At 72.4% G+C, this 23,904-nt stretch carries 20 protein-coding genes; 11 read left to right on the top strand and 9 right to left on the bottom strand.

What is annotated here, in order from left to right:
* Positions 1-875 (bottom strand): class I SAM-dependent methyltransferase (locus AOQ53_RS00275; RefSeq protein ID WP_059413747.1); only part of this gene is annotated, 875 nt, incomplete at its 3' end.
* A gap of 171 nt (positions 876-1,046) precedes the next feature.
* Between AOQ53_RS00275 and cobT the strand changes: the two genes are divergently transcribed.
* Positions 1,047-2,174 (top strand): nicotinate-nucleotide--dimethylbenzimidazole phosphoribosyltransferase, encoded by a 1,128-nt coding sequence (cobT, locus tag AOQ53_RS00270; protein WP_059413745.1) that lies wholly within the window; start codon positions 1,047-1,049, stop codon positions 2,172-2,174.
* Between the two features lie 789 nt (positions 2,175-2,963).
* Here cobT and AOQ53_RS00260 read toward each other — a convergent pair.
* Complete coding sequence (locus tag AOQ53_RS00260; RefSeq protein WP_059413743.1) at positions 2,964-3,728, bottom strand: hypothetical protein; 765 nt, start codon at positions 3,726-3,728, stop codon at positions 2,964-2,966.
* A gap of 60 nt (positions 3,729-3,788) precedes the next feature.
* Here AOQ53_RS00260 and AOQ53_RS00255 point away from each other — a divergent pair, with 60 nt between their 5' ends.
* Positions 3,789-4,571, top strand: a complete 783-nt coding sequence (locus AOQ53_RS00255) for an adenosylcobinamide-GDP ribazoletransferase (protein ID WP_059413741.1) — start codon at positions 3,789-3,791, stop codon at positions 4,569-4,571.
* 83 nt (positions 4,572-4,654) lie between these two features.
* Positions 4,655-5,260, top strand: a complete 606-nt coding sequence (locus AOQ53_RS00250; protein WP_059413758.1) for an RDD family protein — start codon at positions 4,655-4,657, stop codon at positions 5,258-5,260.
* On the opposite strand, the gene AOQ53_RS00245 is transcribed toward AOQ53_RS00250, so the two are convergent.
* The 5 genes from AOQ53_RS00245 to AOQ53_RS00225 form a co-directional block, all read right to left on the bottom strand.
* Entirely contained in the window at positions 5,220-5,996 is a 777-nt protein-coding gene (locus tag AOQ53_RS00245; protein WP_059413740.1) for an endo alpha-1,4 polygalactosaminidase, read from the bottom strand. The two genes, AOQ53_RS00250 and AOQ53_RS00245, sit on opposite strands and share 41 nt — an antisense overlap.
* Entirely contained in the window at positions 5,993-6,652 is a 660-nt protein-coding gene (locus AOQ53_RS00240; protein WP_059413737.1) for a spherulation-specific family 4 protein, read from the bottom strand. The genes AOQ53_RS00245 and AOQ53_RS00240 overlap by 4 nt, the downstream gene beginning before the upstream one ends.
* On the bottom strand, positions 6,649-8,163 hold the full coding sequence (locus AOQ53_RS00235; RefSeq protein ID WP_059413735.1) for a hypothetical protein: 1,515 nt from the start codon (positions 8,161-8,163) through the stop codon (positions 6,649-6,651). The genes AOQ53_RS00240 and AOQ53_RS00235 overlap by 4 nt, the downstream gene beginning before the upstream one ends.
* Positions 8,160-9,683, bottom strand: a complete 1,524-nt coding sequence (gene pelF, locus AOQ53_RS00230) for a GT4 family glycosyltransferase PelF (RefSeq protein WP_059413733.1) — start codon at positions 9,681-9,683, stop codon at positions 8,160-8,162. The genes AOQ53_RS00235 and pelF overlap by 4 nt, the downstream gene beginning before the upstream one ends.
* A gap of 107 nt (positions 9,684-9,790) precedes the next feature.
* Positions 9,791-11,824, bottom strand: coding sequence for a hypothetical protein (locus AOQ53_RS00225; protein WP_059413732.1), 2,034 nt, complete (start codon positions 11,822-11,824; stop codon positions 9,791-9,793).
* A gap of 55 nt (positions 11,825-11,879) precedes the next feature.
* On the opposite strand from AOQ53_RS00225, the gene AOQ53_RS47210 reads away from it, so the two are divergent.
* The 8 genes from AOQ53_RS47210 (at position 11,880) to AOQ53_RS00190 (ending at position 22,702) form a co-directional block, all read left to right on the top strand.
* A complete protein-coding gene (locus AOQ53_RS47210) occupies positions 11,880-12,005 on the top strand; it encodes a hypothetical protein (protein WP_269085425.1) in 126 nt (41 codons plus the stop codon).
* 164 nt (positions 12,006-12,169) lie between these two features.
* Positions 12,170-13,696, top strand: coding sequence for a leucyl aminopeptidase (locus AOQ53_RS00220; RefSeq protein ID WP_059413730.1), 1,527 nt, complete (start codon positions 12,170-12,172; stop codon positions 13,694-13,696).
* 290 nt (positions 13,697-13,986) lie between these two features.
* Positions 13,987-15,375 carry a dihydrolipoyl dehydrogenase gene (gene lpdA / locus AOQ53_RS00215; RefSeq protein ID WP_059413728.1) on the top strand — a complete coding sequence of 463 codons (1,389 nt, stop codon included), beginning with the start codon at positions 13,987-13,989 and terminating at the stop codon, positions 15,373-15,375.
* Positions 15,376-15,438: 63 nt separating this feature from the next.
* Complete coding sequence (sucB, locus tag AOQ53_RS00210; RefSeq protein WP_059413725.1) at positions 15,439-17,220, top strand: 2-oxoglutarate dehydrogenase, E2 component, dihydrolipoamide succinyltransferase; 1,782 nt, start codon at positions 15,439-15,441, stop codon at positions 17,218-17,220.
* 266 nt (positions 17,221-17,486) lie between these two features.
* A complete protein-coding gene (locus AOQ53_RS00205) occupies positions 17,487-18,110 on the top strand; it encodes a GntR family transcriptional regulator (RefSeq protein ID WP_059413723.1) in 624 nt (207 codons plus the stop codon).
* Between the two features lie 268 nt (positions 18,111-18,378).
* Positions 18,379-21,081 (top strand): pyruvate dehydrogenase (acetyl-transferring), homodimeric type, encoded by a 2,703-nt coding sequence (gene aceE, locus AOQ53_RS00200; RefSeq protein ID WP_059413721.1) that lies wholly within the window; start codon positions 18,379-18,381, stop codon positions 21,079-21,081.
* Between the two features lie 59 nt (positions 21,082-21,140).
* The gene (locus AOQ53_RS00195) at positions 21,141-22,127 is read left to right on the top strand and encodes a helix-turn-helix transcriptional regulator (protein ID WP_059413756.1); all 987 of its coding nucleotides are present in this window, start codon (positions 21,141-21,143) and stop codon (positions 22,125-22,127) included.
* A 56-nt stretch (positions 22,128-22,183) separates the two neighbouring features.
* On the top strand, positions 22,184-22,702 hold the full coding sequence (locus tag AOQ53_RS00190) for a DUF4240 domain-containing protein (protein ID WP_059413719.1): 519 nt from the start codon (positions 22,184-22,186) through the stop codon (positions 22,700-22,702).
* On the opposite strand, the gene AOQ53_RS00185 is transcribed toward AOQ53_RS00190, so the two are convergent.
* Positions 22,703-22,921: a hypothetical protein gene (locus AOQ53_RS00185; protein ID WP_059413718.1), complete on the bottom strand. Its 219-nt coding sequence runs from the start codon at positions 22,919-22,921 to the stop codon at positions 22,703-22,705.
* Entirely contained in the window at positions 22,918-23,838 is a 921-nt protein-coding gene (locus AOQ53_RS00180) for a peptidoglycan recognition protein family protein (protein ID WP_236711511.1), read from the bottom strand. Before AOQ53_RS00180 ends, AOQ53_RS00185 begins: the two co-directional genes overlap by 4 nt.
* Between the last annotated feature and the right edge of the window lie 66 nt (positions 23,839-23,904).

The following is a 23,904-nucleotide window of genomic DNA, read 5'->3' as shown; positions in this document are numbered from 1 at the left end:
GGGGTGTCGGGGGCGGGGAGGGCGTGGGAGAGGGCCAGGGCCGCGGCGCCGGAGAGGTCGTGGGGGATGTGGACGGGGCGGTGGTCCAGGAGGGCGATCGTGCAGCCGGCCGCCTCCAGTTCCGCGCGGAGGTTGTGCGGGGGGAGCAGGTGCAGATGGCGGGGCTGGTCATAGGCGAGCCACCAGCGGCCCAGTAGCGCGGCGTACACGCTGCGGGGGTTCAGGGTCTCGATGAGCAGGTGGCCGCCGGGGCGCAGGACTTCGAGGGCGGCGTGGAGTTCCGCGCGGGGGTCGGGGATGCCCTCCAGGTGGTGGAGCATGCTGACCACGTCGTAGCGGGCGCGCAGTGGAGCCGAGATCCGAGGGTCCGTCAGGCGGCCCACGTGGGCCTCCTCGACGCGGTCGGCCGAGCGGGCGCGGACCACGCGCGGGGTGCGGTCGAGGCCGTCGAAGGAGGTGTAGGGGAAGAACTCCCGGGCCGTCGCGGGGAAGCGGGCGTGGCCCGTCCCCACGTCCAGCCAGCTCTCCGGCTCCCCGAACCGCAGCATCGCGCGGGCGGCCGAGCGGTGGCGGAGCCGGCTGCCGCGCAGCGAGAGGAGGGTGTCGGCCGCGACGTCCCGGGGCGCTCCGCGCACCGTCCGGTGGTAGAGCGCGAGGCCTTCGAACGTGAGGCGGGGGTTCTGGAACGTGTGGCAGCAGTCCCGGCACTCGTCGACGGTGAAGCTGCCCGGCTTGTAATGCCGCAGGTCACCGGTGCGCAGCCGGTTCCGCAGCCGGGCCGAGCCGCACCAGGGGCAGTCCTCGCGGCGCGGCTCGTGGACCCGTGTGGTCGCTTGGGGGGTGGGGGGTGCGGAGGGGGCGGGATGTGCGGTCATGGGCGGCTCCCGGGCGCGAAGGCGTACGGCAGGGACGTCCGACGAACGACGTACGACAATCCGCTGCAAAACGGAACGTATGGGATGCCGATCCGGGGTGCAACGACGTCGCCGCCGCGGAGTCGTGATGTGGCGCCCTGCTGTTCGAGCGGTGCCGGTACTGTTCGGCGAATGAGCTCGCTTAATCTCGACGACTTCACCGATCTGATCGAGCGTCCGGACGGCGGGGTACGCCGTGACGCCGAGGCGCGCCGGGAGCGGCAGATCGTGCCGCCCGGGTCGCTGGGCCGCCTGGACGACCTGGGTGAGTGGCTGGCGGCGGCGCAGTCCGCCGTGCCGGTGCGGCCGATCGAACGGCCGCGGGTGGTGCTCTTCGCCGGTGACCACGGCGTCGCCGAGCTGGGCGTCTCGGCCCGGCCCGCGGGCGGCGCCGGGCAGTTGGTGCGGGAGGTGCTGGAGGGCGGCCGGCCCGTGTCGGTGCTGGCGCGGCGGCTGGGCGTGCCGGTGCGGATCGTCGACATGGCCCTGGACTGCGAACCGGAGGCCCTGCCCGAGGACGTCGTACGGCACCGGGTGCGGCGCGGCAGCGGGCGCATCGACGTCGAGGACGCGCTGACCCTTCAGGAGGCCGAGGCGGCGTTCCGGGCCGGGGTCGCGGTGGCCGACGAGGAGGCCGACTCCGGTACGGATCTGGTGGTGCTCGGCGATGTGAGCGTCGGCGGGACCACGGCAGCGGGCGTGCTGGTCGCGGCGCTGTGCGGGGTCGACGCGTCGGTCGTCACCGGCCGGGGCGGGCTGGCGATCGACGACTTGGCGTGGATGCGCAAGTGCGCGGCGATCCGCGACGCGCTGCGCCGGGCCAGGCCGGTGCTCGGGGACCAGTTGCAGCTGCTGGCGACGGTGGGCGGGGCCGACCTCGCCGCGATGACGGGCTTCCTGCTGCAGAGCGCGGTGCGGAAGATGCCCGTGGTGCTCGACGGGGTCGTGACGGCCGCGTGCGCGCTGGTCGGGCAGAGGATCGCGTTCCGGGCGCCGGACTGGTGGCTGGCCGCGCACGACAGCGGCGAGCCCGGGCAGGCCAAGGCGCTGGACCGGATGGCCCTGGAACCGCTGCTGACCCAGGGCGTGACCGTCGGCGAGGGCGCGGGCGGCCTGCTCGCGCTCCCCCTGGTGCAGGCCGCGGCCGCGCTGGCGGCGGAGCTGCCCGAGAAGGCGAAGGAGTCCGAGGAGCCGGAGACATCCGAGGCGTCCGAGGTCTCCGATGCCGCCGAGGGCTCCGAGGTTCCCACCGAGCAGTAGCGTTCCTGGAGATCCAGGTCACGCACACCCGGCTCAACTTCGTCCCGTTCCGGTCGGTCTTCGCGTGTGGTGTCGGTTTCACTGAGCCACGGACACCGCGCACCCCGCTGGCGTACCGAGATCCGGACGAGGACGACCCGATGACCACGCTCGCCCGCTGGGCCCGCGCCGAATGGGGGCCGCTGTACGCGGACGTGCGCGGGCCGCTGCGGCAGCGGCGCCTGCGGGCCGCGCCGATGGCGGTCGCGGCCGTGTGCCTCACGGCCGTGCTGCACTTCGCGCACAACCAGCCGTGGGGCTACCGGTTCGTGCAGGACATCGGGGCGGTACGGGCCGAGGACCCGCTGTGGCTCGCGCTCGTGCGGACGCCGCTGTCGCTGTTCGTGCCCGCGCTCGACCTGCCGGTGTGGGGCGCGCTGGCGCAAATCCTGCTGGTGTTCGGCATCGCGGAGCTCTGCCTGGGCCGGCGACGGACACTGCTCATGGCGTACCTCGCGACGCTCGCGGGCACGCTGTACGCCCGCCTGGGCGTCTGGCTGGGCCAGGACGTCCCGCTGGGCCTGCCCGCCTCGGACGCGCGGGTCGTGGACACCGGGCCGTCGGCGGCCGTGGTGGGACTGGCCGTCTATCTGGGATGGCGCTACCGCGCGTACCTCACGGCCGGGGCGGTGATCGTGGCGATGGCGGCCGAGGTCGCCCTGAAGGAGAACCTCGCGGGCAAGGAGCATCTGGCGGCGATCGCGGCCGTACTGGTCGTGTGCGCGGTCGGCGCGGTGCGTCAGTGGCGCGTCAGCGGTGTTCGAGGGACCGGGCCGGCTCGGGGTCGGGCGCGCCGCCGATCCAGTCCTGGAACGCGCGCCGGGGGCCCAGCCAGCGGCGGTCGTGGTGGTAGGCCCGCAGGGTGGACTTGGCGCGGGCGCGTGGGCGGCGCCGGTAGAAGCGCTTGGCCCAGGAGGAGCCGGGGCGGGCCAGCCGTACGGCACCGATCAGGGCGATGACGGGGACGATCACGCCGAAGACCGCGAGGCGGGTCTTGCCCTTGAACAGGGCGATGAGGGCGAACACGAAGTTTCCGACGACGTTCGCGATCACGGTGGCGCGGTTCTGCTCCTGGTCGTCCGAGAGGTCGTCGACGCCCAGGGGCGAGAAACCGATCAGGAGCAGTCCGACGAGGGAGGCGGTGAGGACGACCATCTCGACGCTCTTGCGGCCGGCCTCGGTCCAGTAGACATCGGCCAGGTGCAGGACCAGGGCGAACTCGTCGAGAACGAGACCCGCGCCGATGCCGAAGACCACCGCGCTCAGTGCCGAGCCGAAGCCGTGCCGGCCGCCGGCCACCGCGCCGAAGCCGCCGATGATCGTCAGGATGACGCCGGGGACCACGTGGTGGATGTGGACGCCGCCGCTGCCGCTGACGTTGCGGAAAGGACCCTTGCCCGCCCGGATGAGGCGGGTGATGCCCCGGGTGATCACGAAGGTCAGCACGAAGGAGACGAGGGCGAGGAGCAGTGGCAGCTTGCCGGGTTCGATGATGTTCCGCTCCAGCCATCCCATATGTGAACTTTATCCTCGGCCGCCGCATCCGCTCTTCTGACCGGCCGGTAGCCTGCGCCGGTGCCCAGAACCCCGCCCCTCGACGCTCTCCGCTTCGCCTTCGGCACCCTCACGGTGTTCCCGGTCCGGGTGACCCGGTGGGACCGGGAGGCCGCGCGCGGCGGCATGCTGTGCGCTCCACTGGCCGGGCTCGCGGTCGGTACGGCTGCCGCCGCCGTCGGGCTGGTGCTGCTGTTCCTCGGTGCGGGCGGGCCGCTCGCCGCCGTGGCCACCGTCGCCGTCCCCGCCGCCCTGACCCGGGGACTGCACCTCGACGGACTCGCGGACACCGCCGACGGGCTGGGCAGCGGGAAGCCGGCCGAGGACGCCCTGCGGATCATGAAGCAGTCGGACATCGGGCCGTTCGGGGTCATCACCCTCGTCCTCGCCCTGCTCGCGCAGGTCGCCGCGCTCACCCAGGCCTACGACGCCTCCTGGGCCCGGGGCGCGTGCGCCGCCGTCGTCTCCGCGACGGTCGCCCGGCTGGCCCTGACCCTCGCGGCCCGGGCCGGGGTGCCGGCGGCACGGCCGGAGGGGCTGGGGGCGGCGGTCGCGGGTGTGGTGCCGGTCCGCGGGGCGCTGCTCGCCGGCGTCGCCGTCACCGGCGTGGCGGCGGCGGTCGCCGCCGTCTTCGGGCCGTACGACGTCGCCCGCACCGCGCTCGCGGTCCTGCTCTCCCTGGCCGCCGCCGAGGCGCTCCTGCGGCACTGCACGCGCCGCTTCGGCGGGATCACCGGGGACGTGTTCGGCGGCCTCGCCGAGACGGCGGCGACCACGGCGCTGGTCGCTCTGTCACTGGGCTGAAACGATCTCCTCGTTCCCCTCCTGCCCGGGCCGCCCAGCCGCTAGCTTCCTGCCTCGAACACACAGCTGATCGGGGGATGTTCATGCCGAAACTGCGCCGTGCCGTGGCCTGGTCCGTCGACTTCGCACTGGTGGTGGCGCTGGCCTCGGCGCTCGCCGTGCTCACCTTCCACCGGGTCTCCGCGCTCGTCACCGATGTGCCCGAGCTCGCCACCCGCAGCGGACTCGAACTGCTGATGTCGCGCGGCGACGTGCTCGACGCCTCCCAGGACCTGGGGCTGAGGCTGTGGGACAAGTCGGTGCTGTACGTCGAGCAGGCCTTCGGGCTGCTGGTCCTGACGGTGTTCCTCTACCAGTGGGTGTGTCTGGCCCTGGCCGGGCGGACGATCGGCAAGGGCCTGGCCGGGCTGAAGGTCACGCCGCGGCTGCCGCGCCGGGCGGCGCTGCGGGCCGCCGTCACCACTGCGGCGGACGTCGCCATGTACGCGGTGGCCTGTGTGCTGCTGGTCGAGGGCCAGGCCGTGCTGTCGGTGCTGGTGTGGGCGGTCGCGGTGGTGCTGTTCCTGCTGAACGCGCTGCCGGTCCTCTCCCCCGGCCGCCGGTCCCTCGCCGACCGGGTGGCGGGCACGGAGGTGACCGGGCTCGGGCTCAGCACGCCCGTCGCCACGCCCCTAGTTCGTGCTTCTTGAGTAGTGAACTCAAGCGTAGGCGGCGGGATTCGGCGCAGAAGCGGCCGGTGGGCACCTCGTACTCGACGTGGAAGACGGCCTTGCCCGCCTCGACGAACGGCTTCAGCGCCCCGCACTCGCCGTACTGGGCGCACTGTTCGTTGACCGCGAAGTCGAAGTCCCCGACCAATTCCGGGATCTGGTCCAGGTCGTTCTTCAGACCGACGGCCAGGCCCCGGTCATGGGCCAGGCGGGCGATGAGGCGGTTGTAGCGGAGCTGGTCGGCGGCGGTCAGCGGGAAGCCCGTGTCGTTGCGGTAGCCGTCCATGTTGTCGGGCTCCACCGCGTCGAAGCCCTTGTCGCGGCACATGTCCATGCGGGCCGCCATGAGCGGCTCCAGGACGTCGGTGCGGCGGATGTCGAGCCAGCGTTCGCCCTCCCAGCCGTTGCCCCGGCCGAGGACCGGCTTCGGGAACTTCTCCGCGTCCGGGCGGAACTCCTCCCAGGCGCCCGTGGACAGATAGCAGATGACCTTGCGGCCCTCGCGGTGCAGCCGGGCGACGGTGGCCTCGGAGTGGTCGAAGCCGTCGATGTCGTAGACCGGCACGTCGACGGAGGTGTCCAGACGCCCGCTGAGCTGCCACTGCCAGGCGGTGCCGGGGCGGGGCTGCCAGCGGGGGCCGGGCTTGTCGTCGGGGCCCTGGGCGCAGCCCGCGAGCAGCAGGACGAGCAGGGCGGCGAGCAGGGGGCGTCTCACGGGGCGTTCTCCGGGTTGTGCAGGGTGTACGGCAGTGTGCCCCAAGGATGATCTCCGGTGCCGGGCACCGCGCAGTGCACCGTCGCGCCCCGCTCCCGCGCCAGGCCCTCGGGGTCGGCGCCGGGTGGCACGCCGTACACCAGGTGGCACAGTCGCACCCCGCCGCCGTCCGGCCGGGGTTGGGGAGGCAGGGCCCGGTAGGAGTCCCAGGTGCCCTCGAAGGTGACGAGGACGTCGGCGATACGGGCGTAGCAGGGGTGCGGTGCCGTGCCGTGGTTGAGGACGAGGGTGCCGCAGCCGACGCCCCAGGCGGCCACCGCCAGCCTCTGGTAGTGCTCGAACTGCTCGGGCCCGGAGGGGACCTGGTCGAGGAAGGCGCCGTCGGTGCCGTACCAGTCGCGGTGCCGGGTGAGGTCGCTGACGACGTCGGTGGCGGCGCGGCGGCCGTAGTCGGTGTCGGCGTACCCGAGGACCCGGACGCCCGCCGCCCGCAGCCGGCCGGCGACCTCGGCGAAGGCCGCGTCGGGGCGGTCGCCGGGGCCGCTGGCCGGGTTGAGGACGACCCCGTAGAGGCGGGGCGCGGCCGCCACGATCGCCTCCCATTCGGCGGGGCGGGCGGACGGGTGCTCGTAGTACGGGACCAGGAGAGTGCTCATCGGTGGGCGGTTGCCCTCCCCAGCAGCGCGCACACCAGGACGGCCTGGACGACGGCCGCCGCGCCGTACACGGCCAGGCCCGCCGTGTGCGGGTCGCCGGTGCGGGTGGTGATCAGCAGGGTCTGGACGAGTGCCGCGGCGCAGCACACCGCCGTCGCGCCGGTCACCGCGCCGAACGACTGGAGCAGCAGACCCGTCCAGAGGACCACGCCCAGCAGGAGCAGCCCGGCGAGCCGGACGCCGCCCGGGACCGGGGAGTGCGGCCACAGGAGGGAGGCGGTGAGACTCAGCGCGAGCAGCGCGGCGAGATAGGCGGCCAGGCACTGGACGACTGTCAGGACCGTGGTCCGCCAGAAGTCCCGGGCGGTGCTGCTGGAGCGCAGTCCGGCGAGGCTGTCGCTGCGGAAGCGGTACAGCAGCCACTCGGCGGGGCCCATGCTGAGGGTGAGCGCTACGGCGGCGGGCGCGGCGACCGCGCTGTGGTCCTCGCCGGCGAGGACGTCGCCGAGCGCCGCGTACAGCACGAGGACGCCGGTGGCGAGCCCGAACAGGGCGTACGGCAGGGAGCCCGTGAGCCGGGGTCCGGCGGGGCGCCGGTGTGCGGGGGCGGCGCCGAACCCGCCGAAGGGCAGCAGGGCGACGAGGCCGGCGGTCCAGCCGCCCTCGCCCGGTTCCTTGAGGGCGGGTGCCACTTCGCGGACGGCGAGGGCCGCGACCACCGCCAGGGAACCCAGCAGCAGGGCCAGGCTCGCGGCCTCGGGCAGCGGGTCGACCAGGGACAGGACCGCGCCCATCGCCATCGGCGCGAGCGCGGCCAGCAGGAACCGTTCGCGGCCCAGCACCAGCAGCACGGTCGCCGCCGCCAGATAGCAGGACTGCCCGGCGGCGAAGGCGACCACGGCCGGGGCGGCGCCGCCCGCGAACGCCAGGGCGACCAGCGAGCCGAGCAGCGCGCCGGCCGGAGCGCCGAGCAGCAGGGATCGCCGGGCGGCCGTCCGGTCGCCCAGACCCAGCCAGGCGTACGCCCGGTGGGCAAGGCCCTGGTTCCAAGCCCAGCCGCACAGAGCGCCGGCCAGAAGCGGGACCGTGCCCGCGGGGAGGCCGAAGTCGCCGGGGCCCGTGAACAGGGGCGCGCCGAGGACGTAGGCGAGGCCGGGCAGGGCGAAGACGACGCCGCGCAGCAGGCAGCCGAGCAGGCCGATCCGCCACGGGTCGTGGACCGGGCCGTCGGGCTCGGGGTAGCGGCGCTCGACGCGTTCGTAGAGGGTTTCGGCGAGCGCGAAGGAGTTCTTCACGCCGTACCGTTCGCGTATCTGGTCGTCGGAGAGGCCGTCGGACTCCAGCAGGGCGGCTATCTCGTCCGGGTGCACGGCCGCGGCTACGAAGTCCTCCAGGCGGGCGGCGAGTTCGTCGACCGGGTCGGGCTCGGCCCAGCTGAGGGTGCGCTGCCGGGGGATGCCCGGGAGGGTGTCCGGGCGGGAGCCCGGGGGCAGCCAGACGCTTCCGCTCACCAGCCGGCCCCGTCCGTCGCCACGGCCGCGTACCAGGGGTCGCGCAGTTCCAGGGTCCAGTCGGCGACGGTCTCCAGCGTCGGCTCGTACACCTCGCCCTCGCCCGCGAGTTCCTTGTAGATGGTGCGGAAGGCGTCCACCGAGCGGCGCAGCGTGAACCGGTCGATGACGCGCTGGCGCGACAACTGGCCGAGTTCCAGGCGCCGCTCGTCGTCCTTGAGCAGGGTCAGCGCGGCGGCGGCCATCTTCTCCGGCTCGCGCGGAGGCACCACGAGGCCGGTGTCGCCGACGGCCTCGCGCACTCCCCCGACGTCCGTCGACACGGTCGTACGGCCGCACGACATGGCCTCGATGATGGAGAACGGGAAGCCCTCGGAGACCGACGACAGCATGACGAGGTGCCCGGCCGCGTACGCGCGCCAGACCTCGGTGATACGGCCCTCGAAGGTCAGGCCGTCGGTGACGCCCAGTTCGGCGGCGAGCTTCTCAAGGCGGGTGCGGTAGGCCTCGCCGCCGGGCGGGACCGGGCCGAACAGCCTGAGCCGGGCCGCCGGCATCTCGGCGCGCACCATCGCGTAGGCGTGGATCAGGGTCTCCAGGTCCTTGATGGGGTCGATCCGGCCGCACCAGGAGAGGGTGGGGACCTCGGGCTCGGGACCGGCGTGCGGGAAGGCGGCCGGGTCGACGCCGTTGTAGACGGTGCGGATCTTGTCGGCGTCGGCGCCGCCGCGTTCCTCCCAGCGGCGGTTGTACTGGTTGCACGGCGTGATCAGGTCGGCGGCGCGGTAGCCGTAGGAGTTCAGCTCGCGGTAGAAGCCCAGCATGAACGCCTTCACGGGCCAGCGCTGGGCGTCACGGCGGTAGCCGAGGTAGCGCTCGCGCAGGTAGATGCCGTGCTCGGTGAGCAGGAACGGCACGCCGTCCAGGTGGCGGGCGGCGAGCGCGGGCAGGGTCGCGAGGCCGCTGCTGACAGCATGCGCGACGGACCCCTCGGGGATGCGGACGCCGAGCGGGCGCAGGGCGTGTTCCAGCAGGTCGGTAGCGGTCAGCGCGTCGTGCACGGTGGGGCGGGCGGCGGCCGTCGGCAGATGCGGCATCGCCCAGATCCACATCAGCGACCGCAGCGCCGACTCGGTGCGCAGGGCCGCCGACAGGCGTCCGTCCCGGGCGAGTTCGGCCAGTTCGTTCAGGGACTCGCCGAAGTCGGCGTGCGAGCCGGGGTCGAGGAAGGAGAGCAGGAAACGCTCGTAGGTCTCGGTGAAGCGGCTACGGGCCCTGCCGTACGGGGGCCTTCTGCGGCCGGGGCGCGGGCCCCAGGTGGGGACCGAGGTGTGCGCGTAGACGTTGGGCGGCAGTTCCCAGGTGACAGGTTCGCGGCCGCTGCCGGTGAGCGAGACGATGTGGAAGTCGACCTCGGGCATGCCCTTGACGAGCTGGTCGCACCAGGTGCTGACGCCGCCGTGGACGTGCGGGTAGGTGCCTTCCGTGAGCATGGTGACATGACGGCCTGTTCGCCTCATGCGTGTTTCCCCCTGTGTCGCGGATGGTGTGCGGGGAACTGCTGCCAGGGTGCCGACTGCGGGCTCCGTGTGGTTGGTCGCGCACTTCCCCGCGCCCCTGAATGGCTCTAGGGCAACTTCAGCGTGAGAGCCGACTGGAGTGCTGCCGGGGTCGTCCAGGCCGAGCGGGATCCCGCGTACGGGGTGCCGAACGCGCTGGTGCCCAGCAGCAGTTGCTTCTGCGTGCCCTCCGGCGCGGTCACCGGGATCCGGGTGCCCGACGGTGCGGTGACGGTGACGGTGGTGCCGATCCGGTACGCCGTCACGCGCCCGTTCGCCAGGGCGGTCTGCCAGGCGGCGCGGCGCTGCACCTCGGTGCCGATGGCGCTGTGCCGCGGGTTCTCCAGTGGGGTGTTGTCGGCGAAGAGGGCCCGGTAGTCGTCCAGCACCTTCTCCATGACCGGGTAGAGCAGCCGGTCCTCGGCCAGGTTGGACTGGTGCGCGTAGTGCGGCCGGGGGTCGCCGGCGAGGACGTGTCCGAGGGCGGTGCGCGCCTCCTGCGGGACGATGTGCTCGGCGTAGCCGGTGGTGGGGTCGAGCGGCTCGTCGAGGCAGGTCGAGGTGGGGTTGTCCTCGCAGACGCCGCTGCCGCCGTCGGCCCGCGAGGTGTAGACCCAGTTGTACTCGTCGGCCATCTCGGCCGCCGTGCCCACGTTGTAGTACACGTTCATCGGGTGGCGCGGGACGGTCAGTGCGTTGCCGATCGCGCGCTGCTCGGGCTCGCGGGAGTTGTCCGAGGCGATCCACTTGACGCCGGTGTCGGCGAGCGCGCCGGCCAGGTTCGGGTTGTCGGCGGGCTGCTGGGGCAGCGTCTTCAGGCCCGAGTGCTCACCGGTGACCAGTTCCGCGCGGTCGACGGGAAGACCCTTGTTCACGGCCCAGTCGTGGTTGTCGCGGATCTGGGCGGCGATCTCGGCGCGGCTCATGTACTTGGTCGAGCCGTCGGCGTTCTTGGCGCAGCTCCACGGCACGCTGGAGGTGTCCTGCTCGCAGCCGAGGAAGGGGTGCGTGTAGGTGTGGTTGACCCAGCGGTACTGCGCCTTGTCGGCGAGCAGCCGGTCGGTGAGCGCGTCGGCGCCGCCGTGCTCGGTCTTCCACTCCTCGCCGGAGCCGGCGTTGTAGACCATGTCCATGGTGAAGCCGTGCTCGCGCTGCCACTGGGCGGCGTAGGCGGCGTCGTCCGCGGCCATGCGGATCGGCGTGGTGCCCTCGCCGTCGCCGCCCGCGCAGTCGAAGTCGCCCGGGGTGCAGTCGCGCTCGGTGTCCCAGCGGCTGTCCGGGGCGAACACGTCGTCGATGTGCACGGCGAAGGAGTTGCGGGCCTGGCCCAGGTGCACGCCCTGGGTGAGCCACTCGACGATGCCCCGGGCCAGCAGCCGGAACTGCTGCTGGTTGCCGTTGTAGGCGAAGGTCACGACGAGTTCGCGGCGGCCGTCGTGGGCGTACTCGCCGACGAGGCTGCCACGGCCGGTGCCGCCGGGCACGGGGATGTCGACGTAGCTGGTGAAGCCGGCGCGGGGCCGGGCCACGTAGCCGTAACTCTCCTGGACGGACGCCGAGTTGTCCTCGAACCGGAACGCGCCGTCGAGGTAGCCGAACCAGCCTGCCTTCCCGGCCGCCGTGACGGATGCCTCGCGTCCGTCAAGAGTGCCCGCCCAGCCACCTTCGCTGGTGTAGTCGAGGCCGACCTCCGGATGCGCCCAGGTGTAGGCGTCGACCTGCGGGATGCCGTACGTCCGCTCGTAGGTCTCCAGGGCGGTCTGCTCGGCGGAGCCCGCGCCGAACGGGGATTCGTTCGGCAGGACGACGCCCTGGTACTTGGCGCGGGGGCGGCCGTTCACCGTGTCGCTCAGGAACGACTCGGTGATCTCCGGACGGTCCGCGTCGTTCAGGTCGATGGTCGTGTACGGGACGCCCGTGCTCTTCAGCCGGGCGGTGACGGCCCGGACGGGGCTGTCGCCGTTGTCCACCACGAGCACCTTCAGATCGATGCGTGGTTCCTCCGCGGTCGCCGCCCCCGGCGCCACCGCCCCGGCCGTGATCATGCCCGCCGCCGTCACCGCGGCGGCCGTGTTTCTCCACCTGCGCGCACGCTGCGCCATGGTTCCTCCCCCTGAGATCCCAGAGATCCCCTTGCGGTCGAACAGAGGAGGATCCGTGGAAATCATGCAAAGCGGCGAGCAGGGCGCTCACCGGATCCCGACGAGTGTGACTCAGTTCACCGACATGGAGGATCAAGAAATGGCCACTACGCCACCGTCAGGTGAACGCCCGCAGGAATGAGCGAACACGACCACGCGCGTAGTCTCGTCGTCGAGTGTTCGCCGCACCGGGGAAGGCCCCGTGATATCCGAACCCTGAGGTCGCAATAGGGTCGGCTGTCGGGCCCGGTCGACCCACACCGTTCGACCACCGCAACTTCACATCGGAAGCGAGATTTCACCACCGTGACTGCTCTCACTCTCAGCACCGCCGCGGCGCCCGGTCTGCGGGCCGACGCCATCGTGATCGGTGTCGCCAAGGGTGCCAAGGGGCCGGTCGTCGCGCCGGGCGCCGAGGCCGTGGACAAGGCGTACGACGGCAGGCTCGCCGGCGTTCTGGAGACCCTCGGCGCCTCCGGTGCCGAGGGCGAGGTGACGAAACTGCCGGCACCGTCCGGCTTCAAGGCACCGCTCGTGCTGGCGGTGGGCCTGGGCCCGGTGCCCGAGAAGGACGCCGCCTACGACTCCGAGGCCCTGCGCAAGGCCGCCGGCGTCGCCGCCCGCTCCCTGACCGGGTCCAAGAAGGCCGCCTTCGCCCTCCCGCTGACCGACGCCGCCGACGCCGCCGCGGTCGGGGAGGGCGCGCTGCTCGGGGCGTACTCCTTCGACGCCTACAAGGACAACGGCAAGGATCCCAAGGCGAAGAACGGCAAGGCCCCCCTCGCCGAGGCCGTCCTGCTCGGCGGCAAGCCCCGCGACAAGGCGTACAAGGCCGCCGTCGAGCGTGCCGTCGCCGTGTCCGAGGAACTCAACCGCGCCCGCGACCTGGTCAACACCCCGCCGAACGACCTGAACCCCGAGTCGTTCGCCGCGATCGCCCAGGCCGCGGCCAAGGAGCACGGCATCAAGGTGCAGGTGCTCGACGTGAAGGCCCTGGAGAAGGGCGGCTACGGCGGCATCCTCGGCGTCGGGGCCGGCTCGGCGGCGGGACCGCGCCTGGTGAAGCTGTCGTACAGCTCCTCCAAGGCGAAGAAGCACCTCGCCTTCGTCGGCAAGGGCATCACGTACGACTCGGGCGGCATCTCGCTGAAGCCGGCCGGTCACAACGAGACGATGAAGTGCGACATGAGCGGCGCGGCCGCCGTGTTCGCCGCGGTCGTCGCCGCCGCGCGCCTCGGCCTGGAGGTCAACGTCACCGGCTGGCTGGCCCTGGCCGAGAACATGCCCTCCGGTTCCGCGACCCGTCCGGGTGACGTGCTGCGGATGTACAGCGGCAAGACGGTGGAGGTGCTCAACACCGACGCGGAGGGCCGGCTGGTGCTGGCCGATGCCCTGTGGGCGGCGTCGCAGGAGAAGCCGGACGCGATCGTGGACGTCGCGACGCTGACCGGGGCGATGGTGCTGGCGCTGGGGAACCGGACGTTCGGGATCATGGGCAACGACGACGCCTTCCGTACGGCGCTGTTCGAGGCGGCGGAGGAGGTCGGGGAGCCGGCGTGGCCGATGCCGATGCCGGAGCACCTGCGCAAGGGGATGGACTCGCCCACGGCCGACATCGCGAACATGGGTGAGCGGATGGGCGGCGGACTGGTCGCCGGGCTGTTCCTGCGCGAGTTCGTGGGCGAGGGCATCACCTGGGCGCACCTCGACATCGCCGGGCCGGCCTTCAATGAGGGCGGGCCGTTCGGGTACACGCCGAAGGGCGGCACGGGCAGTGGCGTGCGGACGCTGGTGCGGCTGGCGGAGCTGACGGCTGCGGGTGATCTGGGCTGAGTTCCGCCTGAGAGCTCGGTCTCGCCGTTGTGTGGCGAGTGCGGGGGCGTGGGGCTGTTCGCGCAGTTCCCCGCCCCCCTGAAGGGGGCGCTGCCCTTCAGGGGCGTCTCTCATCTGAACGTGGGGCGTCTCACACAGCAGCCCGGCGTCTCCTTCTGTGCTGACAAGTGCGAAGATGGGGCTCGGCAGGACAGGGCCCCACCGAAGGGCCGAAGAACGAGCGGCCGGACACCAGCCGCCTGCCGGTCAGTGAAGACCGGCGTACGGCGCACATGCATGGAGGACGTGACGTGGCGAACGACGCCAGCACCGTTTTCGACCTAGTGATCCTCGGCGGTGGCAGCGGTGGTTACGCCGCGGCCCTGCGCGGGGCGCAGCTGGGCCTGGACGTCGCCCTGATCGAGAAGGACAAGGTCGGCGGCACCTGCCTGCACCGAGGATGCATCCCCACCAAGGCCCTGCTGCACGCGGGTGAGATCGCCGACCAGGCCCGCGAGAGCGAGCAGTTCGGTGTGAAGGCCACCCTCGAGGGCATCGACATCGCCGGCGTCCACAAGTACAAGGACGGCGTGGTCGCCGGCCTCTACAAGGGGCTCCAGGGGCTCGTGGCCTCCCGCAAGGTGACCTACATCGAGGGTGAGGGACGACTGTCCTCCCCGACCTCCGTCGACGTGAACGGCCGGCGCGTCCAGGGCCGCCACGTGCTCCTCGCGACCGGCTCCGTGCCGAAGTCGCTGCCGGGTCTGGACATCGACGGCGACCGGATCATCTCCTCGGACCACGCCCTCGTCCTGGACCGCGTGCCGAAGTCCGCGATCATCCTGGGCGGCGGTGTCATCGGCGTCGAGTTCGCCTCCGCGTGGAAGTCCTTCGGCACCGACGTCACCATCGTCGAGGGCCTGAAGCACCTCGTCCCGGTCGAGGACGAGAACTCCTCCAAGCTGCTGGAGCGCGCCTTCCGCAAGCGCGGCATCAAGTTCAACCTGGGCACCTTCTTCGAGAAGGCCGAGTACACCCAGGACGGTGTCAAGGTCACCCTCGCCGACGGCAAGGAGTTCGAGGCCGAGATCCTGCTCGTCGCCATCGGGCGCGGCCCGGTCTCGCAGGGCCTGGGCTACGAGGAGGCCGGCGTCGCCATGGACCGCGGCTACGTCCTGGTCGACGAGTACATGCGCACCAACGTGCCGACCATCTCCGCCGTCGGCGACCTCGTCCCCACCCTCCAGCTCGCGCACGTCGGCTTCGCCGAGGGCATCCTGGTGGCGGAGCGCCTGGCCGGTCTGAAGACCGTTCCGATCGACTACGACGGTGTCCCGCGGGTGACGTACTGCCACCCGGAGGTCGCCTCCGTCGGTATCACCGAGGCCAAGGCCAAGGAGATCTACGGCGCGGACAAGGTCGTCGCTCTGAAGTACAACCTCGCGGGCAACGGCAGGAGCAAGATCCTCGGCACCGCGGGCGAGATCAAGCTCGTCCAGGTCAAGGACGGTGCCGTCGTCGGCGTCCACATGGTCGGCGACCGCATGGGCGAGCAGGTCGGCGAAGCCCAGCTGATCTACAACTGGGAGGCGCTGCCCGCCGAGGTCGCGCAGCTCATCCACGCCCACCCGACGCAGAGCGAGGCGCTCGGCGAGGCCCACCTGGCCCTGGCCGGCAAGCCGCTCCACGCGCACGACTGACCCCTCGGTCGACGAACGCGACGACACAGACTTCCGCACTTTCCGTAAGGAGCAACCGAAACCATGGCGGTTTCCGTAACCCTTCCGGCGCTCGGCGAGAGCGTCACCGAGGGCACTGTCACCCGTTGGCTGAAGGCCGAGGGTGAGCGCGTCGAGGCCGACGAGCCGCTGCTCGAGGTCTCCACCGACAAGGTCGACACCGAGATCCCCTCCCCCGCCTCCGGCGTGCTGTCCTCCATCAAGGTCGCCGAGGACGAGACGGTCGAGGTCGGCGCCGAGCTGGCCCTGATCGACGACGGCAGCGGCGCGCCCGCCGCCGCCCCGGCCCCCGAGGCGGAGCAGGTCGCCGAGCCCGCTCCCGAGCCGGCCCCGGCCGCCCCGTCCACCGAGCAGGCCGCCCCGGCGCCCGCTCCCACCGCCGACGCCGCCGCCGGCGGCGGCTCCGCCGAGGGCACGGACGTGGTCCTGCCCGCGCTCGGCGAGTCCGTCACCGAGGGCACCGTCACCCGCTGGCTGAAGTCGGTCGGTGACAGCGTCGAGGCCGACGAGCCGCTGCTCGAGGTCTCCACCGACAAGGTCGACACCGAGATCCCGGCGCCCACCTCGGGCACGCTGCTGGAGATCGTGGTCGGCGAGGACGAGACCGCCGAGGTCGGCGCCAAGCTCGCCGTCATCGGCGAGGCGGGTGCCGCTCCGGCCGCCGCCCCGGCGCAGGAGGCCCCGGCCCAGCCCGAGCCCGCCCCGGCGCCCGCCCCGGCCGCCCCGGCCGCTCCGGCTCCGCAGGCGCCCACGGCCCCGGCCCCGCAGCAGCAGACCACGCCGGCTCCCGAGCCGACGCCGTCCGCTCCGGCGCCCGCCCCGGCCCCCGTCACCCCGGCTCCGGCTGCTCCGGCCGCCGCCCAGCCGGCCGACGACGGCGCCTACGTCACCCCGCTGGTGCGCAAGCTCGCCGCCGAGCACGGCGTCGACCTGTCCACCGTCAAGGGCACCGGCGTCGGCGGCCGTATCCGCAAGCAGGACGTCATGGCCGCCGCCGAGGCCGCCAAGGCCGCCGCCGCTGCCCCGGCTCCGGCCGCGGCCGCTCCGGCCGCCGCCAAGAAGGCCCCGGCCCTGGAGGCGTCCCCGCTGCGCGGCCAGACCATCAAGATGCCGCGGATCCGCAAGGTCATCGGCGACAACATGGTCAAGGCCCTGCACGAGCAGGCCCAGCTGTCCTCGGTCGTCGAGGTCGACGTCACCCGTCTGATGAAGCTGCGCGGCCGGGCGAAGGACTCCTTCGCCGCCCGCGAGGGCGTCAAGCTCTCCCCGATGCCGTTCTTCGTCAAGGCCGCGGCCCAGGCGCTGAAGGCCCACCCGGCCATCAACGCCAAGATCAACGAGGCCGAGGGGACGATCACCTACTTCGACACCGAGAACATCGGTATCGCGGTGGACTCCGAGAAGGGCCTGATGACCCCGGTCATCAAGAACGCCGGTGACCTCAACCTCGCCGGTATCGCCAAGGCCACGGCCGAGCTGGCGGGCAAGGTCCGCGCCAACAAGATCACCCCGGACGAGCTGTCCGGCGCGACCTTCACCATCAGCAACACCGGGTCGCGCGGCGCGCTCTTCGACACGATCATCGTGCCGCCGGGCCAGGTCGCGATCCTCGGCATCGGCGCCACGGTCAAGCGCCCCGCCGTCATCGAGACGGAGGAGGGCACGGCCATCGGCGTCCGCGACATGACGTACCTGACCCTGTCCTACGACCACCGCCTGGTGGACGGCGCCGACGCCGCCCGTTACCTGACGGCGGTCAAGGCCATCCTGGAGGCGGGCGAGTTCGAGGTCGAGCTCGGCCTCTGATCTCCAACGCCGGAACGGCTGTACGGTGCCCCCGCTCGGATATCTCCGGGCGGGGGCACCGGCTTTTCGTCGGGGGACGCGGAGCTGTATCGATGTGCGGCTCCGCCGCGTGGGCGCGACGAGCCACACACGACCGTCAGCCGAACGACAAGCGGGCACCCCCCGTGTAAGCCTCGTCTCACCTGCACCAAAGCGCCGTCACCCACCCCACCCGCGGAGCGAACCCGCCGTATTGTCTAAACGTCAATCCCGCATAAGGAGCCTTCATGACCGCGCCCGTCATCCACTCGCTGCGCGAGCAGATCCGCGAGCACATCCTGGAGGGGATCATCAGCGGACGCTGGCAGCCGGGTGAGCGGATCGTGGAGCGCCGGATCGCGACCGAACTGGAAGTCAGCCAGACCCCGGTCCGGGAGGCCCTGCGCGAACTGGAGTCCCTGCGTCTGATCGAGTCCGCTCCGAACAAGGGCGTCCGTGTAAGGAACCTGAGCGCCGCCGACCTGGAGGAGAGCTACCCGGTCCGGGCCGGCCTGGAGGCCATCGCGGCGGAACTGGCGGCCCAGAGCCTGTCGGAGGACTGCTCGGCCCTGGAACCCCACGTCACCGCCCTGTACGAGGCCGACCGCATGTCCGACGGCACGGCCCAGGTCCGCCACACCGTCGCCTTCCACCGCGAACTGGTCCGTGCGGCCGGCAACTCCGTCCTGCTGCACACCTGGGAAGGCCTCGGCATCGAGGTGTTCACGGCCCTCTCGATCCGCTGGCTGGGCACCCAGCAGCAGTCGTACGCCGAGGAGCACGAGGAGCTGGTCGCCGCCTTCAAGCGCCGCGACCCCCGCATCGCGGAACTCGTGAAGGCGCACGTCCTGGGCTGCGCGCCCCGGGCGTGACACCCGAGCGCACCCCCGCTCAATCGCCTCCGACCTGCGAAAACCCCACGAAGGGCCGTCACCGCGTGCCACCGTCGGAGGCACCGCGTGCCTACTTTCTCGTGATCAAGAGGTTTTGCCCCTCAACCCTTTGATCGATCATCGATCAGCGAGTTACAGTCGCCGACGGGCTTGCCACCCGAGCCCCAGCCCTGTCCTGCCAAAGACAAAGGGCACCCCCGAACCCTTACCGATGAGGGAACCCCCTTCGACTGAGGAAGGCGGCGACATGACCGACCCCAACGCCATCCAGCCGAGCGAGCTCGACCAGCTCCCGGACCGGGACCCGGAGGAGACCGCCGAATGGCAGGCCTCCCTGGACGCGGTCGCCACGGCTGCCGGGCCGCACCGTGCCGCGTATCTGATGCGGCGCACGCTGGAGCGCGCCGAGGGCGCCGGCATCGCGCTGCCGAAGCTCCTCGAGACCGACTACGTCAACTCCATCCCCACCGCCGCCGAGCCGGCCGTGCCCGGTGACGAGGCGATGGAGCAGCGGATCACCGCGTGGAACCGCTGGAACGCGGCCGCGATGGTCACTCGCGGCAGCAAGTACGGCGTCGGCGGCCACATCGCCACCTTCGCCTCCGCCGCCTGGCTGTACGAGACCGGCTTCAACCACTTCTTCAAAGGCAAAGAGGCCGACGGATCCGGCGACCAGCTCTACATCCAGGGCCACGCCTCCCCCGGCATCTACGCCCGCGCGTTCCTCGACGGCCGTCTGAACGAGGAGCAGCTCGACAACTTCCGCCGCGAGTCGGGCGGCAACGGCCTGCCCTCCTACCCGCACCCGCGCCGGCTGCCCTGGCTGTGGGAGTTCCCGACCGTCTCCATGGGTCTGGGCCCGCTCTCCGCCATCTACCAGGCGCGCTTCAACCGCTACCTCACCAACCGCGGCATCAAGGACACCTCCGCCTCGCACGTGTGGGCGTTCCTCGGCGACGGCGAGATGGACGAGCCCGAGTCGACGGCGGCCCTCGCGCTGGCGGCCCGTGAGGAGCTGGACAACCTCACGTTCGTCATCAACTGCAACCTCCAGCGCCTCGACGGCCCGGTCCGCGCCAACTTCAAGATCGTGCAGGAGCTGGAGGCCCAGTTCCGCGGCGCCGGCTGGAACGTCATCAAGACGCTGTGGGGCACGGCCTGGGACGAGCTGTTCCAGCTCGACACCACGGGCGCGCTCGTACGCCGTCTGCGCCAGGTACCGGACGCGCAGATCCAGACGTACCAGACGCGCGACGCCGCCTACATCCGCCAGGACTTCTTCGGCGCCGACCCGGCGCTGGCGGAGATGGCGAAGCTGCTGAGCGACGACAAGATCCTCGAGTGCTTCCACCTGTCGCGCGGTGGGCACGAGGCGCGCAAGGTGTACGCCGCGTACAAGGCGGCCGTCGAGCACGAGGGCGCGCCGACCGTGATCCTGGCCCAGACGGTCAAGGGCCACACCCTCGGCGAGGGCTTCGCGTCGAAGAACGCCAACCACCAGATGAAGAAGCTGACGGTGGACGAGTTCAAGAACATGCGCGACCTGCTCGGCCTGCCGATCAAGGACAGCGACTTCGTCGACGGAGTCGTGCCCTACGGCCACCCGGGCACCGACTCCCCCGAGGTCCGCTACCTCCAGGAGCGCCGCGCCGCCCTCGGCGGTCCGGCCCCGGCCCGCCGCGTCCACCCGGTGGCGCCGCTGCCCGCCCCGGCGGAGAAGGCGTTCGCCTCCTTCGACAAGGGCTCCGGCTCGCAGAACGTGGCCACCACCATGGCGTTCGTCCGTCTGGTGAAGGACCTGGTCCGCGACAAGGAGACCGGCAAGCGCTGGGTGCCGATCGTCCCGGACGAGGCGCGCACCTTCGGTATGGAGAGCCTCTTCCCGTCGCTCGGCATCTACTCGCCCAAGGGCCAGACGTACGAGCCGGTCGACCGCGACCAGCTGATGTACTACAAGGAGGCCCAGAACGGCCAGATCCTCAACGAGGGGATCACCGAGGCCGGTTCGATGGCCGACTTCATCGCCGCTTCGACGTCGTACGCGACGCACGGCGAGACGATGATCCCGTTCTACATCTTCTACTCGATGTTCGGCTGGCAGCGCACGGCCGACCAGATGTGGCAGCTCGGCGACCAGCTCGGCCGCGGCTTCCTCGTGGGTGCCACGGCGGGCCGTACGACGCTGACGGGTGAGGGCCTCCAGCACGCCGACGGCCACTCCCCCGTCATCGCCGCGACGAACCCGGCGGCGCTGACGTACGACCCGGCGTTCGCGTACGAGGTCGCGGCCATCGTCAAGGAGGGCCTGCGCCGGATGTACGGCGAGGCGGCCCCGGGTGAGGACCAGAACGTCTTCTACTACCTGACGGTCTACAACGAGCCGCTGCCGCAGCCCGCGAAGCCGTCCGTCGACGGCATCGACGAGGGCATCGTCAAGGGCCTGTACCGCTTCAACACGGCGGAGTCGGCGGGCATCACGCCTCCGGCCAACGCCCCGCGGATCCAGCTGCTCGGCTCCGGTACGGCGATCCACTGGGCGCTCAAGGCGCAGCAGTTGCTCGCCGAGGAGTGGGGCGTGGCGGCCGACGTCTGGTCGGCGACGTCCTGGAGCGAGCTGCGCCGGGACGCCCTGGAGGCGGACGAGGCGCTGCTGCGCGGCGAGGAGCGGATTCCGTTCGTCCGGCAGGCGCTCCAGGGCGCCGAGGGCCCGGTGCTGGCGGTCTCCGACTACATGCGCCAGGTCCCGGACCAGATCGCGCAGTGGGTCGAGCAGGACTGGTCCTCCCTGGGCGCCGACGGCTTCGGCCTCTCGGACACCCGCGAGGCGGCCCGCCGCCACTTCGGCGTGGACGCCGAGTCGATCGTCGTCGCGGCCCTGGCCCAGCTCGCGGGGCGCGGCGAGGTCAAGGCGACGGCCGTGAAGGAAGCGCGCGCGAAGTACGGCCTGTAAGGGCTTGTCAGCAGGAGGCCCCCGCTGCGGCGGGGGCCTCCTGCTGCATCATGTGCTGCATGCGCGCTGCCCGGCTCATCAAGATGGTGCTGCTGCTCCAGTCCCGGCCCTCCATGACGGCCGCCGAGCTCGCCCGTGAGCTGGAGGTGTCGGAGCGGACCGTGACGCGGGACGCGCAGGCGCTGTCGGAGGCGGGTGTGCCGGTGTACGCGGACCGGGGCCGGGCCGGCGGCTACCGCCTGGTCGGCGGGTACCGGACGCGGCTGACCGGGCTGCACCGCGGCGAGGCCGAGGCGCTGTTCCTGTCCGGGGTACCGGGGGCGCTGCGCGAGATGGGTCTCGAGGACGCCGCCTCGGCCGCCCGGCTGAAGGTGTCGGCAGCGCTGCTGCCGTCCCTGCGGGACGCGTCCAGGACGGCGGCGCAGCGGTTCCACCTGGACGCGCCGAACTGGTTCAAGGAGCCGAAGACGCCCGTGCTGCTGCCGGCGGTCGCCGACGCGGTGTGGGACGACCGGCGGATCACCGCGCGCTACCGGCGCGGGGAGGACGAGGTCGTCCGGGAGCTGGAGCCGTACGGGCTCGTGCTGAAGGCGGGCGTCTGGTACCTGTGCGCACGGGTGGCCGGGGGCGGGTCCTTCCGGGTGTACCGGATCGACCGGTTCACGGCGGTGGACACGGCCGGGGAGCGCTTCGAACGGGAGCCGGAGTTCGACCTGCCGGCCTTCTGGGAGGAGCGGGCGGAGCAGTTCGCGCGGTCCATCCTGCGGGCCCGGGTCGTGGTGCGGCTGTCCCTCGACGGTGTGCGCCGACTGCCGTACGCCCTCGATTCGCTGTCCGCCCGCGAGGCCCTGGCGGACGCGGACGCCCCGGACGACGACGGCTGGGTGACGGTGGCCCTTCCGGTGGAGTCCGAGGAGGTCGCGCACACCCAGCTGACGGCGCTGGGCCCGGAGGTGGAGGTACTGGCGCCGGAGAGCCTGCGCGAGCGGTTCGCCGGGGACGCGCTGCGGCTGGCCGGGCTGTACCACCCCCGGGACGGCGTATAACGATCCCGCCCACTCCGGGTGCGCCCCTGTGCCCCAGGGCCGATGCTGGACCCGTGATGGACGAGACGGAGTTCTGGGAGCTGGTGGACGACGCCCGGGAGGCCGCCGAGGGCGACCCGGAGGAGCAGGCCGACCTGCTCGTGGAGCGGCTCGCGCAGCTGGACCCGGACTCGGTCCTGGACTTCGCCCGGCACTTCGAGTCCCGCTACAACCGCGCCTACCGGTGGGACCTGTGGGGCGCCGCCTGGGTGCTGCTCGACGGGGCGAGCGACGACGCCTTCGACTTCTTCCGGTGTTGGCTGATCGGTCAGGGCCGCCATGTCTTCGAGGGCGCCGTGCACGATCCGGACTCGCTCGCCGAGCTGCTGGGTGACTTCGACGAGGAGATCGACGGCGACGGCGAGGAGCTCGGCTACGCGGCGGACGAGGCCTACGAGCAGCTCACCGGCACGGTCGCCCCCGCTCTGGGGATCCCGCCCGCGCCCCCGGAACCGGAGGGCACCCCGCTCGACTTCGAGAACGAGGACCTGCTCGCCGAGCGCTATCCCCGGCTGTGGGAGCGCTTCAGGGGCTGATCAGGCGCCCCGGCGGCGGCTCGTGTCGGACGGCAGGCACGCGTGCGTCCGGTCGGCCTTGACGGCGTGGTGCAGCGGGGCGGCGTTGGCCTGGTCGAGGGCGGACGCGGTGGCCGCGGCCGGGCCCAGGACGACGGCCGCGACCGCGCAGAGCACCGCCCAGAGGCCGCGCGTGACCCCGGCTCGGATCCCCGGGTTCCCCGTACGAGCGTTGTTCATGGTCCCCACCTCCAGTCGGCTGCCTGTGGTGGTGACCGTAGGGCACCGGGATCTGAGGACCCTGCGCGCCGGCTGTGGCCTTCCTGTGGACCCGCCGGCCGGCCCTGCAACCGGGCGGCCAGCTGCCTGATCTCCGGCAGCCGGGCGTGCAGGGCGGCGCCCGGGCAGCTGGTCATGTAGCCGTCGTTGTGGCCGGCGAGGGCGGGCAGCTCCGCGGTGGTGCCGGCCGCGTACCGGCTCAGGCCGTTGCTGGACACCAGGCGGACGCTCGCCCGCGGGTCGGTGCCGGTCAGGCCCAGCTTCCAGGCGGACAGCGCGGCGATGGCGTGGATCATCGCCCGCGGTACGGGCATGCCCGCGGTGAAGGTGCCGAGGGCGGCGATGCCGGTGGTGCGGTGGTTGAAGCCCTGGGTGTGGGCGCCGGTGACGGCCCGTTCGACGCCGCCGGCGCGGCCCTCGTAGACGGTGCCGCAGCGGTCGACGACGAAGTTGTAGCCGATGTCGTCCCAGTCGCGGGTGCCGGTCTGGCCGGTGTAGAGGTCGCGGAGGATGCGGGGCGCGTCGGCGCAGTCGTAGCCGTTGGGCGAGTCGGTGTGGTGGACGAAGACGGCGGCGACCCGGTCGTCGTAGCGCGGGCGCGGCTGCTTGCGGGCGGCGTCGCCCAGCCACTGCGATCGCGGCACGATGTGGGGGCGCGGGGCTGCGTAGGGCGTGGCGGCGGGACGGTGCGTGCCCGTGCGGGCCTTGGTCTCGGCGGCGTGCTCGACGCCGTGGGCGCACAGCACCAGCGCCACGACGGCGGCGACGCCCGGCAGGCAGCCGAGCAGCGCCCGGGCCGCGCGCGGCAGTCCGGCTATGCCGGGTGCCCCGGCGGCGCGGTGCCTGCGCGTACCCCGCCGCCTTCGGAAGACACGCATGATCCCACTGTCGGCCTGATCCGGTCCGTCCGCGATGTGTGATGTGCCACCCGGTGGAACCATCAT

The organism is Streptomyces azureus (assembly GCF_001270025.1).
Lineage (GTDB): Bacteria > Actinomycetota > Actinomycetes > Streptomycetales > Streptomycetaceae > Streptomyces > Streptomyces azureus.
Note: the sequence above shows the minus strand (reverse complement) of the source record. Positions and strands in the feature narration are given on the sequence as shown.